The organism is Mesorhizobium abyssinicae (genome assembly GCF_049887195.1).
GTDB classification, from domain to species: Bacteria; Pseudomonadota; Alphaproteobacteria; order Rhizobiales; family Rhizobiaceae; genus Mesorhizobium; species Mesorhizobium abyssinicae.
Map to the genome: position 1 here is coordinate 45,797 of NZ_JARAKC010000015.1, position 16,543 is coordinate 62,339.

The 16,543-nt window shown below is 61.7% G+C and carries 11 protein-coding genes and 1 tRNA gene; 1 reads left to right on the top strand and 11 read right to left on the bottom strand.

The features are described 5' to 3' along the window. Window position 1: 1 nt before the first annotated feature. The 6 genes from PU724_RS25195 to PU724_RS25220 form a co-directional block, all read right to left on the bottom strand. On the bottom strand, window positions 2-1,096 hold the full coding sequence (locus PU724_RS25195) for a BMP family ABC transporter substrate-binding protein (protein WP_320255838.1): 1,095 nt from the start codon (window positions 1,094-1,096) through the stop codon (window positions 2-4). Between the two features lie 26 nt (window positions 1,097-1,122). Continuing rightward, entirely contained in the window at window positions 1,123-2,502 is a 1,380-nt protein-coding gene (locus PU724_RS25200) for an amidohydrolase (protein WP_354424180.1), read from the bottom strand. A 1-nt stretch (window position 2,503) separates the two neighbouring features. Then, entirely contained in the window at window positions 2,504-3,163 is a 660-nt protein-coding gene (locus PU724_RS25205) for a glutathione S-transferase family protein (protein ID WP_128274680.1), read from the bottom strand. Beyond that, complete coding sequence (locus PU724_RS25210) at window positions 3,160-4,005, bottom strand: aromatic ring-hydroxylating oxygenase subunit alpha (RefSeq protein WP_127285431.1); 846 nt, start codon at window positions 4,003-4,005, stop codon at window positions 3,160-3,162. The genes PU724_RS25205 and PU724_RS25210 overlap by 4 nt, the downstream gene beginning before the upstream one ends. Next, window positions 4,002-4,652 carry an aromatic ring-hydroxylating oxygenase subunit alpha gene (locus PU724_RS25215; RefSeq protein ID WP_127392472.1) on the bottom strand — a complete coding sequence of 217 codons (651 nt, stop codon included), beginning with the start codon at window positions 4,650-4,652 and terminating at the stop codon, window positions 4,002-4,004. Before PU724_RS25215 ends, PU724_RS25210 begins: the two co-directional genes overlap by 4 nt. 149 nt (window positions 4,653-4,801) lie before the next feature. Beyond that, entirely contained in the window at window positions 4,802-5,083 is a 282-nt protein-coding gene (locus PU724_RS25220) for an acylphosphatase (protein ID WP_354424183.1), read from the bottom strand. Between the two features lie 316 nt (window positions 5,084-5,399). On the opposite strand from PU724_RS25220, the gene PU724_RS25225 reads away from it, so the two are divergent. After that, window positions 5,400-5,624 (top strand): hypothetical protein, encoded by a 225-nt coding sequence (locus PU724_RS25225; RefSeq protein ID WP_127285434.1) that lies wholly within the window; start codon window positions 5,400-5,402, stop codon window positions 5,622-5,624. A 320-nt stretch (window positions 5,625-5,944) separates the two neighbouring features. On the opposite strand, the gene PU724_RS25230 is transcribed toward PU724_RS25225, so the two are convergent. The 5 genes from PU724_RS25230 to PU724_RS25250 all read right to left on the bottom strand — a co-directional run bounded on the left by PU724_RS25230 (window position 5,945) and on the right by PU724_RS25250 (window position 16,310). Beyond that, on the bottom strand, window positions 5,945-6,955 hold the full coding sequence (locus PU724_RS25230; protein WP_127392473.1) for a GlxA family transcriptional regulator: 1,011 nt from the start codon (window positions 6,953-6,955) through the stop codon (window positions 5,945-5,947). A gap of 199 nt (window positions 6,956-7,154) precedes the next feature. Then, the gene (locus PU724_RS25235; protein ID WP_354424186.1) at window positions 7,155-9,215 is read right to left on the bottom strand and encodes a response regulator; all 2,061 of its coding nucleotides are present in this window, start codon (window positions 9,213-9,215) and stop codon (window positions 7,155-7,157) included. A 10-nt stretch (window positions 9,216-9,225) separates the two neighbouring features. Then, the gene (locus PU724_RS25240; RefSeq protein WP_354424234.1) at window positions 9,226-14,940 is read right to left on the bottom strand and encodes a HAMP domain-containing protein; all 5,715 of its coding nucleotides are present in this window, start codon (window positions 14,938-14,940) and stop codon (window positions 9,226-9,228) included. A gap of 487 nt (window positions 14,941-15,427) precedes the next feature. Continuing rightward, window positions 15,428-15,504 (bottom strand) — tRNA-His (locus tag PU724_RS25245). A 347-nt stretch (window positions 15,505-15,851) separates the two neighbouring features. After that, the gene (locus PU724_RS25250; protein WP_127286863.1) at window positions 15,852-16,310 is read right to left on the bottom strand and encodes a phasin; all 459 of its coding nucleotides are present in this window, start codon (window positions 16,308-16,310) and stop codon (window positions 15,852-15,854) included. Window positions 16,311-16,543 lie beyond the last annotated feature (233 nt).

The window sequence follows — 16,543 nt, forward strand, 5'->3', positions numbered from 1 at the left end:
GTCACTTGGGCAGCGGCGTGGTGACACCCTTGACGTGCCAGTCCATTGCCACGATCTCGGCCTCGGTCATCGTCTTGCCGGCGGGGACGCCCTCGCTGCCATCGGCCTTGGCGATCGGACCGGCAAAGGGCGAGAAGCTGCCGGCGGCGATCTTGGCTTCGACCTCCTTGATCCTGGTCATCATGTCGGCCGGGATGCCCGGGTTCCAGTCGACGACCTCGACAACCTTGTCGCCGACACCCAGGAAAGCGTTGGCGCCCTTGAAGTTGCCGGCGATGTGGGCGTCGACGGAGGCCTTGAAGAAGGGCGACCAGTCGGTCGCAACACAGCCGAGATAGGTTTTTGGCGCGTATTTCTTCATCGACGAGTTGAGGTTGAAGGCGGAGACGCCGGCCTCCTCGCAAGCCGAAATCACCGAGGGCGTGTCCTGCGCGTTGGAGAAGATCACGTCGCATTTCTGCGCCAGCAGCGCCTTGGCGGCCTCCTGCTCCTTGGCCGGATCGAACCAGGAGTTCACCCATACGACCGAAACCTCGACATCGGGCTTCACCGCCTGCGCACCGAGCGTGAACGCGTTGATCGAAGTGATCAGCTCGGGAATGGCGAAGGCGGAAACCGAGCCGAGCTTGCCGGTCTTCGAAAGCGCGGCCGCCGCCATGCCCATCAGGTAGGTGCCCTGGGAATATTGGGCCGCGAAGGGCGAGAAGTTCGGCGCCACCTGGAAACCGGAGGCATGCAGAACGGTGACGTCCGGATTGCGGCGCGCGATCTGCAGGGCGCCGTTCTGGTAGCCGAAGGAGCCGGCGATCAGGAACTTGTTCCCGTCGGCGACCGCCTTGTTCATGATCCGGTCGGCGTCGGGTCCTTCCTGTATGTTCTCGATGATGGTCACCTTCACCTTGTCGCCATAGGCCGCCTTCACCGGCTCGAGCCCGTCGGCAAGCGCCCGGCCCCAGCCGACATCGCCGACCGGCGACGGGACCACCAGCACGATGCCCAGAGGTTCGTCGGCTGCAAGCGCGCGGCCGCCCATCGTCGCGACCAGCCCGGTGGCGGCCGCGCCCTTCATCAATGTTCTGCGGGTAAGATTTGTCAGCATATCGGTTCCCCTTGTTTTGGTTGCTAGAATTCCACTGTGGCGAGCGCCGCCTCGGCTTGCGCGAAGAGCCGGGCCTCGTCGAGCCCCGGGAATTCGCCCTTGGCCCAGACGATGCGGCCGTTGATCATGGTCATGTCGGTCGGCGCGCCGATGCCGACCTTGGCCAGCAGGCTCAGCGGATCGTGCCTGGTGCCGACATAGTCCATGCGCCGCGTATCGATGGCGAAAAGGTCGGCGGCCATGCCGGGCGCCAGCCTGCCGATGTCGCGGCGCCCGAGCAGCGCCGCGCCCCCGGTCGTCGCATAGCCGAGAAAATCGGCCGGCGGCGGAACCGGATGGCCGCGTGTCGATGCCGCCAGGCATTGCAGCATGTAGGCGGAATGGATGCAGTGCATCAGGTTGGAATTGTCGTTCGATGCGGCACCGTCGCAGCCCAGCCCCACATTGAGCCCGAAGGCCGACATCGCCGGGATGTCGGTGATCTCGGCGCCGACTAGATAGACCGGCTCCGGGCAGTGCGCGACGCCGGTGCCGCTCGCGGCCATCTTGCGCAACTCGTCGTGGGTCAGTTCCCAGCAATGGGCATAGAAGGCATCCGGCCCGCAGAAGCCGATCTCGGCGCAATAGTCCACCGTGCGCATGCCGTGACGGGCTTCGATGACCGGGCTTTCGCCCTCGCCGACATGGGTATGCATGCGCACCCCGCGGTCGCGCGCCAGCGCCACCGATTCCACGAAGGTCTCGCGATAGCAGTTGACCGGCTGGCAGGGCGCGACGACGAGCTGGCGCATGCTGAAAGGACCGGCGTCATGATAGGCGTCGATCAGCCGGGCACAGTCGGCGATGAACTCGTCCGTCGTTTCCAGCATGGCGTCGGGGATGGTCGAGCCTTGCGATTTCGGCAGCGTGTTGCCGCCGCGTCCGGCATGGAAGCGCATGCCGAGAAGTTCGGCGGCTTCGAACTGCCGGTCGATCAGCCGTTTGCCGGCATGCCGCGGAAAACAATACTGATGGTCGAATGCCGTCGTGCAGCCGTGCTTTATCAACTCAGCCATCGCGGTCACCGATGCGTGGTAGAAGCATTCCTCGGTCAGCCGCGAGAAAACGGGATAGATGCGGTCGAGCCATTCGATGACCGACAGCTTCGTCCAGTCCAGATCGGCGCGGTTGCGGACGAAGCACTGGAAGAAGTGGTGATGGGTGTTGACGAGGCCGGGATAGACGAACCAGCCGGCGGCGTCGCGTGCGACGGTACCGGCGGGCAGCTCCGCCTTGTCGAGGCCTTCGCCGATGGCCCGTATCGCCGGGCCATCGGTCAGGACATCGACATTGCGCCGGACGTGAGGGCCGTTGCCCTCGTCGACGATGACCGCAGCGCAGTTCTTCAGCAAATAGCCCGCCACCTCAGGCCTCGCCGACTTCTGGGACGGGCTCGGGTTTCAACTCGTGCAGCCGGTGGATGCCCGGCATCTCGATGAAGCCATCGATGGCGCGGATCGCCCGCGACCAGAGCCGGATCGCGGGATAGGGATCGAGCGAAACGCCGCCGTCCGGTGCGAGCGCCACATAGGGAAAGCAGGCGACGTCGGCGATCGTCGGCCGGTCGGATGCAAGGAAGCGCTGGCCGCGGATCTGCTGTTCGACAAGGCCAGCCTCCAGCTCCCGCAGGGCCGCTATCCCCTGCCCTTGGAGGACAGCGATATTGCCCGGACGCAGCAGCATCTCGTGCAGGCGCGCGGCTCCCAGGCTGGCGGTCAGCCGATGCGAGAAGGAAAGCCATTGCTGGACGCGCGCCGCCTGCCCGGCCGTATCGTTGCCCAGCCATTGCGGCGCCGCCTTGGCGGCGAGGTAGACCAGCATGGCCGAGGATTCGGTCAGGACGAGATCGCCATCCTCCAGGATCGGGATCGACCCCGCCGGGTTCAGCGCCATGAGCTCAGGACCGCGATGCTCGACACCGGGATGGAAGTCGACGGGGCGGATGTCGAGCGTCACCCCGGTCAGCGCAGCCATGAGGCGCACCTTGTAGCAGCTCGGCGAAAGCACGTAGTCGTAGAGCTTCATTGCGCCACCAGTTGCGCGCCGTAGGTGTAGCCATGACGTTTCAGCCAGCGCCGGTAGGCAACCGAGGTGAGGTCCGCTCGCGTCGGGATCTCCATGCCGGGATCCAGCGGCAGCAGCCCCGGAATCTGGTTTTCGAGGATCGACCGGTCCTGGACGAAGATCGTCTGCTGGAAATGGATCAGGTCCGTCATCGGCGTTTCGTCGTCGAACAGCGCCATCCATGGCCAGACGTCGCACAGGTCCTCGGCAAGCGGCTGCACGAAAAGCGTGATGACGTCCCATTCACCCGGGCGCGGCGGGCATGTCTTGTAGAGGATCGAGCAGGTCGGCGCGGGCACGCGATACATGTATTCGGTGGTTATGCCGCCTTCCGCCGACTTGGCGGCCTGCGGCTGATAGAACTTCACCTGGGTCGCCCAAACCTCGTCTTCGTCCTCCCGGATCTCGACCTTGTAGTTCTGCACCTCGGTGTGCGGTTCGGCCCCCAATATGTCGGTGTGCACGAACGGAAAATGCGCGATGTCGAGGAAGTTCTCGACCGCGCGCAGCGGCGAGCAGCGCACACGCACCACCCCGACATCGACGAGCCGGCGGCCCGGCTGATCGGCCTCGGGGATCGCAAACAGCGGCTTTTGCGGGTCGCCGAGCGACGACCAGACATGGCCATAGCGGATGCAGGCCGGCAGGGCACGTCCGTTGGCGCCGGTGACCTTCGCGTTCCCATCTTCGCCGCGCCCCACCTCGATCGGCTCGCCCATGAGGGCCGTCTTGCGCCCGTGCGCATCAAGCTGGCCGGCAATGCCGACCGGATACCATTCGTCGATCATCGCGTTGCGGGTCATCGGGCGATCCCACCGTGCGCAATATCCTCGGCCGCCCGCCGCAGCGCCTCGGCGGCTCTCGATGCGGCGATACGCTCGGCCTGACTGCTGCCCTCGGCCACCAGAACATGCACCAGCGTGCGCGCTTGCCCTTGCGGAGCAAGCAGCAGGCGGATGGTCGGGGCATTCCCGGTGTAGTCGAGCAGGTCTCCGTCGGCCTTGGTGCCCGCGACCGCCTCCAGCGCCGCGATGTCCGCTTCCACCATCATCGAGCGCAGCGGAGCAAGGCCCTCGAACCGGGGCGGCCCGGCGGCGGGCTCGCCTACGGAAATCCATATGATGCCGCCGCCATCCTCGACGGGCTGCGTCGCGACACGGATCGTGTCCGGCGGCGTCAGTGCCGGATGGGCCGGAATGCGCAGGCAGTTTCCCGCCTGGGCATAGCCCCAGCCGTGGTAGATGCAGGACAGGGTCTCACCGCGCACGAAGCCATGGGAAAGCCGCATGCCGCGATGCGGGCATCTGTCGGCGAAGGCCGCCGCACGGCCGGAACGGCTTCGCCAAAGGGCAACCGGCCCGGCTGGGGATTGCGCCGGCATTACGGTTCCCGCCGGCAGGTCCGCGGAGAGGGCAACAGGCATCCATGAGCCGGTCGGATAGGGCGGCATGCATCAACTTTCAAACGACACCAGCATCTTCCCGAGCGCGGCTTCGCGGTCAAGGACATGCTAATAAGCCCGGTTACGTTTGCACAACATTTCCTCACTGGCAATAATGCCTAAAAAAGGTGCACGCCGCTTCGCAAGCGGCTGCAAACCTAGCCCGATTCGCTCTCGATCGGCGCCCGGCGGATGGCCTCGACCCAGACATCGATTGGTCCAAGGGAGCACCCCATCTCCATCATGTCGATGAGTTCGGCCGGACCGGCAATGTCGAGTTCGATCCGGTCGGGACCGGCAGCGCATATTGCCTGCGCGAGCCCGAGCTTGGAGGCATGACGCTCGATCCACGGAACAAACGATGCCGCCTCGACATCGCCGAGGATCGTCATGCGCTCCCGCGAAGAACGTAGAGTTTGCTCGCCCATCGAGACCTTCATGCTTCGTCCGCGACCGTCGCGGCGGGACAGGATACGACTGTTTCGACTGCTGCACAAAAGATACCGGAAGAAGGTGCCGAAAGGACGGGTTCGCAGAAGCGTTGCCACGCCATTTGCGGCTGCAGGGGGCTTCCAGGCGGGAAAGCTAGTGCTCCTGCCGGGCGCATATCAAACGACCTGACGATCCTAGCCAACGGCACCACCGGCTTCCCGGTTAAACGCGCCCCGCATTGTGACAAGCTGTCGCGCGCCGTGTCGGAACCAATCCAACCGGCACTGGTTTCGATCTTGAAGGGACCGCAACGCGAGCGGAAAGATGGTTGAAATTTACAGCTTGGAAATGGACAAGGCGAGGCAGCGTGCCGGCCGAGCGGAACTGGCCTTGGAACGGGCGGAAGAACTCCTGGATGGTGACGGCAACGTCGCCGTCAATTTGGCCCTGTGCTGCAGGATCAGAGGCGCGCAGCGGCGCGTGAGCGAGGCCAAGGCACGGCTGAGGAAGATTGAGTCCGCCAGAACGGAAAGACTTCGCACCGGTTGACCCTATCCTCCCTGGATTAGCAAATGTAACTGCGTGCGCGGCGGCGGGCGTGGTAGATTGGGATGTGCTGGAGTTCTCCTGGGAGGAGTCGTCCTTGAGTATCGCATCCAAGCTCGCCGCAATGTCGGCGGGGCTGCTCGCCAGGCGTGTAGCCGCCGCTCAACCCACTGCTGCCGTCAAACCCATCCGGTCGTCGCTCGCCGACGTTCCCCTCCGGCGCCAGCCTCTTCCGTTCAAGCCACGACCGCCGATCCGACCTTGCAGCAACATGTGACCTGAAGCCGTCACTCGCTGCACTGCAGCGCCTGATGGCATTGAGTCTATCTATCGACAAGGCTCGTGCCGCCGGCAACTGCCGATCTCAATTTGCTCGGCGGCATTCCAAATGTCTCCCGGAAAACCCTGGAGAAATGCGACGCGTTTTCGAAGCCGACTTCGATGGCGATGTCGAGCATCGGCACGCTGGTCTCGAGGAGAAGCTGCTTTGCCCGCTCGAGGCGCACCTTCTTGTAGACGAGCGCCGGGGAGGTTTTCGTCTTCTCCATGAACAAGCGTTCCAGCTGCCGTCGCGACAATCCAACCGATGCCGCGATCTCGGATATCGAGATTGTATTCTCGATATGGTTTTCCATCGCGATCAGCGCCGCCTGAAGCCGCGGATCGTTGCATTCGATCGAGAGCGGCCGGCGCGGCTGGATGTGCAAGGCCGGGCGCGCCTTGTCGATCTGCAGGACCTCGAGCGCGTTTCTCTCGGCGCGTTCGCTGATGTGACGCCTCACGATCGATGCGGCCATGTCCGCCGCGCTGCTGCCGCCGGCGCACGATCCCCTGGTCCGATCGAGGTTGAAGATGCGGTCCGACCTGACTTCGTGATCCGGGAAGCGCTGGCGGAATGCCTGGTAGTGCAGCCAGCTGACGCAGGTCCGGTGGAACTTCATCAGGCCGGCGTCCGCAAGCACGAAGGTCCCGGTGCAGACGCCGATCAACGGCACTTTGCTGGCGGCTGCCTTCTTGAGATAGCGAACGGTCTCGTCGTCGACCGGGAACTCGGTGTTCAACAGCCCGCCGACGACGACGATATAGTCGAACAGATTGGGGTCCACGAGATCCGATGTCGGCGCGACCTGCACGCCGCAGCTGGAGGTGATCAGGTGCCGAGTGCTGGCCAGAACCTGCCAATCGGCAAAGATGCGGCCCGACCGGTCCGCCTCGTCACTGGCCAGACGCAGCGTATCGACGAACAGGGCGAAGGCTGAAAGGGTGAACGAACGCGCGAGCACAAAGCCGATTTTCAGTCGGCTCACCTCGGCAATTCCGTTCGCGGATTTCATCGATCGTTTCCTTCGCTTCGGCCGCTTGCGGCATCGAGCCTCGTCGCCAGCGTTGCTATCCTACCTGCAAAATTGTGGCCATGATGCCGGCGGAAAAGTCGCACTGATGCTCCATGAACGACATGACGACCTCAGGCTGAAGCGAGCGGACCCCAACCGGTGTGGTGCACGCACCATAGCTGTGGACGCTGGCTTGCTATCAGCTGATCGCGTAGGCAGCGTTGACGCGCAGGATGTTCTCTATGAGGTCCTTTTCGCGAAAGGGCTTGTTGACCAATGGAACATCCGGAGGACGGTTTGCGATGGCGTCGGCGTCGGCGTATCCCGTTATCATCACCGCTGGCCAATTCGAGCGCAGGTTGCGCGCAAAGCGAATTACCTCGACGCCCGACACGAGAGGCATGGCGAAATCCGTGACAATGACGTCGAAGTCGTGGGGTGTCCGTTCGATAATCGCCAGTGCTTCGGCACCACCTGCAGCACAGGTGACTGCGAAGCCGCGTTGCCGAAGAGATTCTGCTGTCAGTTGCCGCAGGCTGCTGCTGTCGTCGATCAAAAGCAGGGACGGAAGCGCCTTTTCAGCCTCGCCCATCACCGGCTCCGCGTCGAACTCGGCCGCATTATCTGCCGGCAACTCTGCCGAACGAGGCAACCAAAGCTCCATTGATGTCCCGCGGCCGACGGCGCTGATTATTCGGAGTGAACCACCGGATTGCTTCATGAAGCCGTCGACGGTGCTGAGGCCCAAGCCGGTCCCCTTGCCGAGCGGTTTTGTGGTGAAAAAGGGTTCGACGACCCTTGCCAGAACATCCGGGGGGATGCCTGCGCCGGTGTCCTTGACCGTAAGGACGACGTAGTCTCCCGCCGTCAAATCTTCCGATGCTGCTGTGATCGTCCGGTTCTGTGCGTGCACTGTAATTGTTCCCCCGGAGGCCATGGCATCGCGCGCATTGAAAACCAGGTTCATCAAAGCCAGCTCCAGTTGGCCGACGTCGACATGAGCGGGCCAAACAGAGTTGTCGACCATCCATTCAAACCGGATCAAGCCTCCCAGTACCGGTGCCACCAGCCCGTTCATCGTGTCCCCCAGCGCCGCAAGACGGACCGCGGCAGGCTTCAGGTTCTGTCGCCGAGAAAAGGCGAGCATGCGCGTGACAAGCTCAGCGCCTTGTTTGGCGGAGCGGCGGGTCAATTCAACGATCTGCTTCCCCTGATTGTCGAGCGTGGCATGCCGCTCGAGCAGACCTAGCCCGCTTAGAATCGCAGCGAGCAGGTTGTTGAAGTCGTGGGCCAGCCCTCCGGTGAGTTTTCCGATCGCGTCCAGGCGCTGAGTTTTCAGGAGTTGATTTTCGAGCTCACGGCGCTCTGTTATGTCGAGCAAGGTGCCAAGGATTTCGGGACGGCGCCCGTCGGCACCTTTCGACACGACGCCCTGGTCCAGAAAGATGCGATATTTGCCGTCGGCGCACTGCCAGCGGAACTCGCATGTGTAGGAGCCTGTTGCTTTTGCCGCCAGCAATGCTTCCCGCACTTTGGGCAAATCGTCCGGGTGCACCCGGCTCAGGCCAAAACGTGGATCGGATGTCAGTCGCTCGGGAGGAAATCCCGTCAGACGTTCGACACCTTTGGTGACAAAACGAGCTGCAAAAGGCGGCTCGGCGGCCCTCGCGTGAAAGCAGACGGGCAATGATCCAAGAATGGCTTCCTGTCGCTCCTCCGCGGTGCGGAGCGATCGCTCGGCTTCAAGCTTCTGTTTTTCGGCCTGGAGGGCCTTCGCCAGCAGCGCCTGCTCGGCGATGGCATTTCGCTGGATTTCGAGCGTCTTCTCGTGAAGCTCGACAAATACGGCCACTTTGGATCGCAGCATGACCGGGTCGAATGGCTTGAACACATAGTCTACCGCGCCGGCGTCGTAACCGCGCAGCATATGAGCGTCCTCCTTGTTGATGGCCGTGAGGAAGATGAGAGGCGTTCGCTTGGACTGCTCGCGTTGGCGGATCAGCGCTGCTGTTTCATAACCGTCGAGACCCGGCATCAGAACGTCCAGCAGGATGACGGCGAAATCCTCCTTCAACAGGCAGCGCAGCGCCTCTTCACCGGATTGCACCGTGACGACGTCCGCCAGCGGAGAGAGGAGTTCGTCAATCGCCAACAGATTTCGTTCGTCATCATCGACGGCGAGGATGCGTGCTTTGGCAGGGCTGTCGGTCGGCTGCACGATTTCCATTTTTTTCGAACGGATAGGCGACAGCTTTTGCATCGGGCACCTGTCAGTTCACGGACATGAGCAGATTTTGCGAGGTCTCGACCCTCGCTCTGGAACGACCGATCCAGACCCGGAGCAACGCCATGAGAAGATCGAGATCGACGGGCTTTGCTATATAGTCGGACGCGCCGGCTTCCAGGCACTTCTGCCGATCGCCTTTCATTGCCTTTGCCGTCACCGATATCAGTGGAATGTGGGCTATGGCGGGCGTATTGCGGATTCTCCTCATCGTCTCGTAGCCGTCCATCTCGGGCATCATGATGTCGATCAAGGCTGCGTCGACGTCGGAGTTCTCCTCCAGCAACGCTATCCCGTCGCGGCCCCGCTCGGCATGGAGAACTTCGATGTCGTAGGTCTCGAGAACGCTCGTCAGCGAGTAGATGTTTCGGATATCGTCATCGACGATCAGCACTTTTGCGCCAGCGATGTTTGACCTGTTCTCAGCTTGCCCGGGCCCTGCCCCATTGTCCTCGCGCAATCCTCCTGGGAGTGTTGCCGATATGTGGAGAGCCAACTGAGCAAAATTCTCGGCCCGCGGGACATCGATCCAAGCCGGATTGAGCGCCAGCACCTGTTCTATGGCGTCGGAATGAGGGGCAAAGAACAGAAGCGGCGGCAGCCCGTCTGAAAGCTGGTTGGTAAGCTCATCGAGCGCCTGAGCGTTGTCCTTGGCAGACCTTCCAAGACCGAGAACCACGGCATCGTACGCGGCCAGGTCAATGTCATCTGCAGTCGCCGCGCGACCGATTGCAGTGACCGAGGTGACCCCATCCCGGATGGTTTCGACCAGCGAAAGGCGACGCTCCGGATCGGCGTCTGCGACAAGCACCCGGCGCTGGACACGAAGCTTTCTCGAATGAATATCCTGAAACACCTTCATCAGTTCGTCGGACGACACGGGCTTGGTGGAAATGCTCGATGCGCCCTTGGTGGCCAGGCCTTCGATGTCGTCCGCGCCAGAGATCACATGGATAGGAATGCCGGTGGTCTTCGGATCATGGCGCAGCAGGTCAAAGAGCACCCATCCATCGATGTCCGCCAGCCCGAGATCCAGCGTGATCGCGTCCGGAACCAGCTTGCGGGCCAAGGCCAAGGTTCCGGACCCGGCAGTCGACAGGACACCTTTCAGCCCGGCCGATCGTGCCAGGCCCAGCAGCAGGCCGCCGAAGGTCGGATCATCCTCAACGATCAAAACCACCCTGTCTTCCGCCGAAATGGCGTCGCGGTCGTCCATCAACTCCGCCGACGGCAGACCGGTGGGCGCTGCCGTCGTGGCAATCGCTTCGGTGGCCGGAAGCAATTCCGGCTGCGTCGCGGCCGTAGTCCTTGGACCGTCGATCGGAATGACGAGCGTGAAGGTCGATCCTTTGCCAGGGGTGCTTTCCACCCTGAGTTCACCGCCAAGCAGACGAGCGATCTCACGGCTGATCGAGAGCCCCAGACCGGTTCCTCCGTACTTGCGGCTGGTCGTACCGTCTGCCTGCTGGAAAGCCTCGAAAATCAGTTTCTGCTTGTCTTCCGGAATGCCGATGCCGGTGTCGGTCACCGCAATGGCCAGGGCCCTGGCGGGCTGTCTGGTGCCGTTGCGGCGTCCAGTTTTCTCGAGCCGGAAATTCAGGCTGACTTGACCTCCGGACGTGAACTTGAAGGCATTTGACAGCAGGTTGAGGACGATCTGCTGCAGGCGTTTTTCGTCGGTACGCACGGTCTCGGGAAGAGCCGGGTCGACCTTTATGGCAAAGCCAAGTCCCTTGTCGGCGGCGAGCTGGCGGAACGTGCGTTCCATATGCTGGCGCAGATGCGCGACCGGCATGTCATTGATGTCGATCGAGACCGTACCCGACTCGATCTTCGACAAATCGAGGATATCGTTGATGAGACTGAGAAGGTCCGTGCCGGCCGAATTTATGGTGCGCGCAAACTCCACCTGCTTGTCGTTGAGGTTGCCTTGCTGGTTGGTGGCGAGCAGGTTGGAAAGGATCAGCAGCGAATTGAGCGGCGTTCTGAGCTCATGGCTCATGTTGGCAAGGAACTCGGACTTGTACTTTGAAGTGAGCGCAAGCTGCTCAGCCTTCTCCTCAAGCGCCCGCCGTGCCATCTCGATCTCGAGATTCTTGTTTTCGACCTGCTTCTTCTCGTTCTCCAGAAGCTGAGCCTTTTCCTGAAGCTCCTCGTTCGTGGCGTGCAGTTCCTCCTGCTTTTTAGTCAGTTCGGTCTGGCGGGCCTGCAATTCGGACGTCAGCAGCTGCGATTGCTTGAGCAGGCCCTCGGTCCGCATCGTCGCCGCTATGGTGTTGAGAACGATGCCGACGGACTCCATCAGCTGATTGAGAAACGATTGGTGCGTGTCGCGGAACTCGCCGAATGATGCGAGTTCGATGACGGCCTTGACCTCGTCTTCGAACAGAGCCGGCAGAATGATGACGTTGGCCGGCGAGGAGCTGCCCAGTCCGGAGGTGACCCGCAGAAAGTCCGGCGGCACATTGTCGAGCATGATCGCACGCTTGTCTGCGGCACTTTGGCCGACGAGCCCTTCCCGAAGATCGAGCCGTTGCTTGATGGCTGCCTTGCTCTCGGCGCCGTACGACGCCGCCAGCTCCAGATAGGACTCATCTTCGTCGCGGTTGGTCACATAGAACACGCCGTATTGAGCGTTCACCAGCGGGGCGAGTTCGGACATGATCAATCGCGAAACCGTGGCGAGGTCGCGCTCGCCCTGGAGCATCCGGGAGAAGCGAGCCAGATTGGTCTTCAGCCAGTCCTGCTCTGCGTTCTTCAGCGTCTGATCCTTGAGGTTGCGGATCATCTCATTGATGTTGTCCTTGAGCGCCGCGACTTCGCCCGAGGCCTCGACACTGATCGAGCGGGTCAGATCGCCCTTTGTCACGGCGGTCGAGACTTCTGCGATGGCGCGCACCTGGGTGGTCAGATTGGCGGCCAGCTGATTGACGTTGTCCGTCAGGTCGCGCCAGAGACCGGCTGCACCAGGCACCCGCGCCTGCCCTCCGAGCTTGCCCTCGATGCCCACTTCGCGCGCGACGTTGGTCACCTGGTCGGCGAAGGTGGCGAGGGTCTCGATCATGCCGTTGATGGTGTCCGCGAGGGAGGCGATTTCGCCCTTCGCATCGACCGTCAGCTTGCGCTTGAGATTGCCCTGAGCCACTGCCGTCACGACGTCGGCGATGCCACGCACCTGGTTTGTCAGATTGGTCGCCATCAGATTGACGTTGTCGGTCAGATCCTTCCAGGTGCCTGCTACGCCTCGCACCTCGGCCTGGCCGCCGAGCTTGCCTTCCGTGCCGACCTCGCGCGCGACGCGCGTCACCTCGCCTGCGAAAGAGTTCAATTGGTCGACCATGGTGTTGATGGTCGACTTGAGCTCGAGGATTTCGCCCTTAACGTCGACGGTGATCTTCTTGGAGAGGTCGCCTCGCGCGACCGCCGTCGTCACCTCGGCGATGTTGCGGACCTGGCCGGTAAGGTTCTCGGCCATCGAGTTCACATTGTCGGTGAGATCCTTCCAGGTTCCGGCGACGCCTCGCACCTGAGCCTGACCACCGAGCTTTCCTTCGGTGCCGACTTCGCGCGCCACGCGCGTCACCTCGCCTGCGAAGGAATTCAGCTGGTCGACCATGGTGTTGATGGTCGACTTGAGTTCGAGGATTTCGCCCTTCACGTCGACGGTGATCTTCTTGGAAAGGTCGCCCAGCGCCACGGCTGTCGTCACATCCGCGATGTTGCGCACCTGGCCGGTCAGGTTGGCAGCCATGGCGTTCACATTGTCGGTCAAGTCTTTCCAGGTGCCGGCCACGCCTCGAACCTGCGCCTGGCCGCCGAGCTTGCCGTCCGAACCGACCTCGCGCGCCACGCGCGTCACTTCCGAGGCGAACGAGTTCAGCTGATCAACCATGGTGTTGATCACGTCCTTGATCTGAAGGATTTCTCCCAATGCATCGACGGTGATCTTCTGAGTCAGGTCGCCGGTGGCGATTGCGGTTGCCACCTTGGAAACGTCGCGCAATTGCACGGTCAGATTTCCGGCCATGGCGTTGACGTTGTCTGTCAGGTCTTTCCATGTGCCGCCGACGCCTTCCACGTGGGCCTGGCCGCCAAGCTTGCCTTCCGATCCGACCTCGCGAGCCACGCGTGTCACCTCGGAGGCAAAGGAGTTCAGCTGGTCGACCATCGTATTGACGGTGTCCTTGAGCTCGAGGATTTCGCCCTTGACGTCGACGGTGATCTTTTTGGAAAGGTCGCCCCGGGCAACGGCCGTGGTCACCTCTGCGATGTTTCGAACCTGGCCCGTCAGGTTGGCCGCCATCAGGTTGACGTTGTCAGTCAGGTCCTTCCAGGTGCCGGCGACGCCTTTCACCTCGGCCTGGCCGCCGAGCTTGCCTTCCGTGCCGACCTCGCGCGCCACGCGCGTCACTTCCGAGGCGAACGAATTCAGCTGGTCGACCATCGTGTTGATGGTGTCCTTGAGTTCGAGAATCTCGCCCTGCACGGCGACAGTGATCTTTTTCGACAGATCGCCAGAGGCAACCGCAGTCGTGACTTCCGCGATATTGCGCACCTGACCGGTCAAGTTCTCGGCCATCGAGTTGACATTGTCGGTCAGATCTTTCCACGTGCCGGCAACGCCGCGCACTTGGGCCTGGCCGCCGAGCTTGCCCTCAGTGCCGACTTCGCGCGCGACACGCGTGACCTCCGAAGCGAAGGAGTTCAACTGATCGACCATCGTATTGATGGTGTTCTTGAGCTCGAGGATTTCGCCCTTCACGTCGACGGTGATCTTCTTCGAGAGATCCCCCAGAGCCACTGCCGTGGTCACTTCGGCGATGTTGCGGACCTGGCCGGTCAGGTTTTCCGCCATGGAGTTGACGTTGTCCGTCAGGTCCTTCCAGGTGCCGCCGACGCCTTCGACACGGGCCTGTCCTCCAAGCTTGCCTTCGGTGCCGACCTCGCGCGCCACGCGCGTCACTTCCGATGCGAAGGAATTAAGCTGATCGACCATCGTGTTGATGGTGTTCTTGAGCTCGAGGATTTCGCCCTTCACGTCGACGGTGATTTTCTTCGACAAGTCGCCTGAAGCGACCGCGGTGGTCACTTCGGCGATGTTGCGCACCTGACCCGTGAGGTTGGTGGCCATGGCGTTGACGTTGTCGGTCAGATCCTTCCACGTGCCGGCAACGCCCTTCACCCGCGCCTGTCCGCCAAGCTTTCCCTCCGTGCCAACCTCTCGCGCGACGCGGGTCACCTCGGAGGCAAAGGAAGCCAGCTGTCCCACCATTGTGTTGACGATCTTGCCTATGCGCAGGAACTCGCCGCGCAGCGGTCGGCCATCGATTTCGACCATCATCGTTTGGGACAGATCGCCTTTTGCCACCGCGCCAATGACGCGAGCCACTTCCGCGGTCGGTTGGACCATGTCTTCGATGAGGTCGTTGACCGACCTGACACTCGATTCCCAGCTACCGGTGGCATTGCGGACGTGGCCCCGCTCGCCGATCCTTCCGTCCTTGCCGACGACCCTGCTCAGTCGCTCAAATTCCTTCGTGACCTGATCGTTCAGTTCAACGATCTGGTTGAAGGCATCGGCAATATCGGAATCGATACCTTCATAGACGTTGTCGATCCGGACGGAAAAGTCGCCTCGCCTGAAGGCTTTTAACGAATTGAGAATTTGACGACGGTCGAGTTGCGTTCTTGATGCCTGCACGCTCACAGTGCCACTCCCAGCCCAGCGGTTTTGTGAAGGAACTTATGCCGATGAAATCCCCACCCCTTGCGGCGACGTACAATCCACCGCAAGGCTAAAAACGTGGAATAAGACAATTGGTTCCGAGGAGAATTTCGCGCAGATGCCGGGCCTTCGACAGGTCGGCGCGCAGATGGTTCGACAGATGCCTGCTTGGGCCGAACGGTCGCTGACCAAATGGGGGAAGGCAGATCGGTCAGATCAGTCTGGACGGTTCAGGCGAAACGCGAACCATCCCCTTTGCGCGTCTTCTCCGCCGATCTCCGCATGGATCTCCGAGCGGCCTTTCGCCAGAAAGGTTCTGCACCAGCTGTGAAACGTGTCTTCGGTAGAAGGAGAGCGGAGGCTCAGGAGGGCCGGAAGGTTTCTTCCATCGAATGCCATAAGCCGGCGTGGCCAGGTTCGCTTGGCCTATGAAATTATCAGCAATAACAGATACTTAAGCCGATGGTACCGTTGGCTGGGATCGAACCAGCGACCTCCGGATCCACAATCCGGCGCTCTAACCAGCTGAGCTACAACGGCACGTCTGCCTGAGCGGGATGGAGGTGAAGCTCTGCTCCCCGGATCCGCTCTGTCGTTCGGCGATGCGTCCAATACGGGCTATCGGAGTCTAATTCAAGGCCTTTGATGAGGCAAAGGCCGGTTCTTCAAACCGACGCTGAGTTTCGCCAGGCAAAAGAAAAGGCCGGCGGGAGGAGGTGCCGGCCTTTTCCTGTTACGAGCCAGCGGGAGGAGGTGCTGGCTGGTCACCCCGGAGAGCAGAGGGAGGAGGTTCCGCCCACCGGGTATTCACTTGGACAACTCTATCGCACATCTATTTGTCTGACGAAATGCGACGTTTTGATGCATCGATGAGTCGTGCGTCTTTATCAGGCGGCCTTGATGTCCTTCAGGGCCTTCTCGAAAGCGGTCTTGATCGGCTTGGCAACGTCCTCGGCAGCCTTGGACGCGACGGCCTGGAATTCCTTGGCCTGCTCGACGGCCAGTTCGGCACGCTTGCGCAGGAAGGAGGTCTGCAACTCGACGACTTCCGACAGCGACTTGGCGCCGATCAGGGCTTCGAGATGCGAGAAGCCGGCGTCGGCATTGGCGCGCAGCGCGGCGATGGTCTTGAGCGACAGGTCGCCGGAAACGGTCTTGGCGGTCTCGAAGGTCGACTCCAGAACCTTCTGGGTCTCCTCGGCGCCAGTCTTCAGCTTGGTGTAGGCTTCCTTCGACTGCTCGACGCCCTTCTCGGCGAAAGCGCGGATCTGGTCGGTGGCCTTGGAAGCGTCAAAGCTCGGGAATTCGATGTTTTCGATCGTCTCTGAAGTTTTGGTCTTGGACATTTTCCATCCTTTTCGCGGGTAGCGGCTTTGACAGAAAGCCGTCTCGTTCATGTATAATGGCAATATAGAGGTTTTTTTGTGCGATGCAACATCTTTGTTGCAGTGCACCATAAAAATCTTCCCCGCCGTTAACCAAGCGCCCAGAGATTTCGACCGCTGCACCCCTTGGCTTGTGGACCTTCGCCCCGTCCGCTTTTATTAACAAAGCGTTAACTGAAATTGCCCGCTGGAGG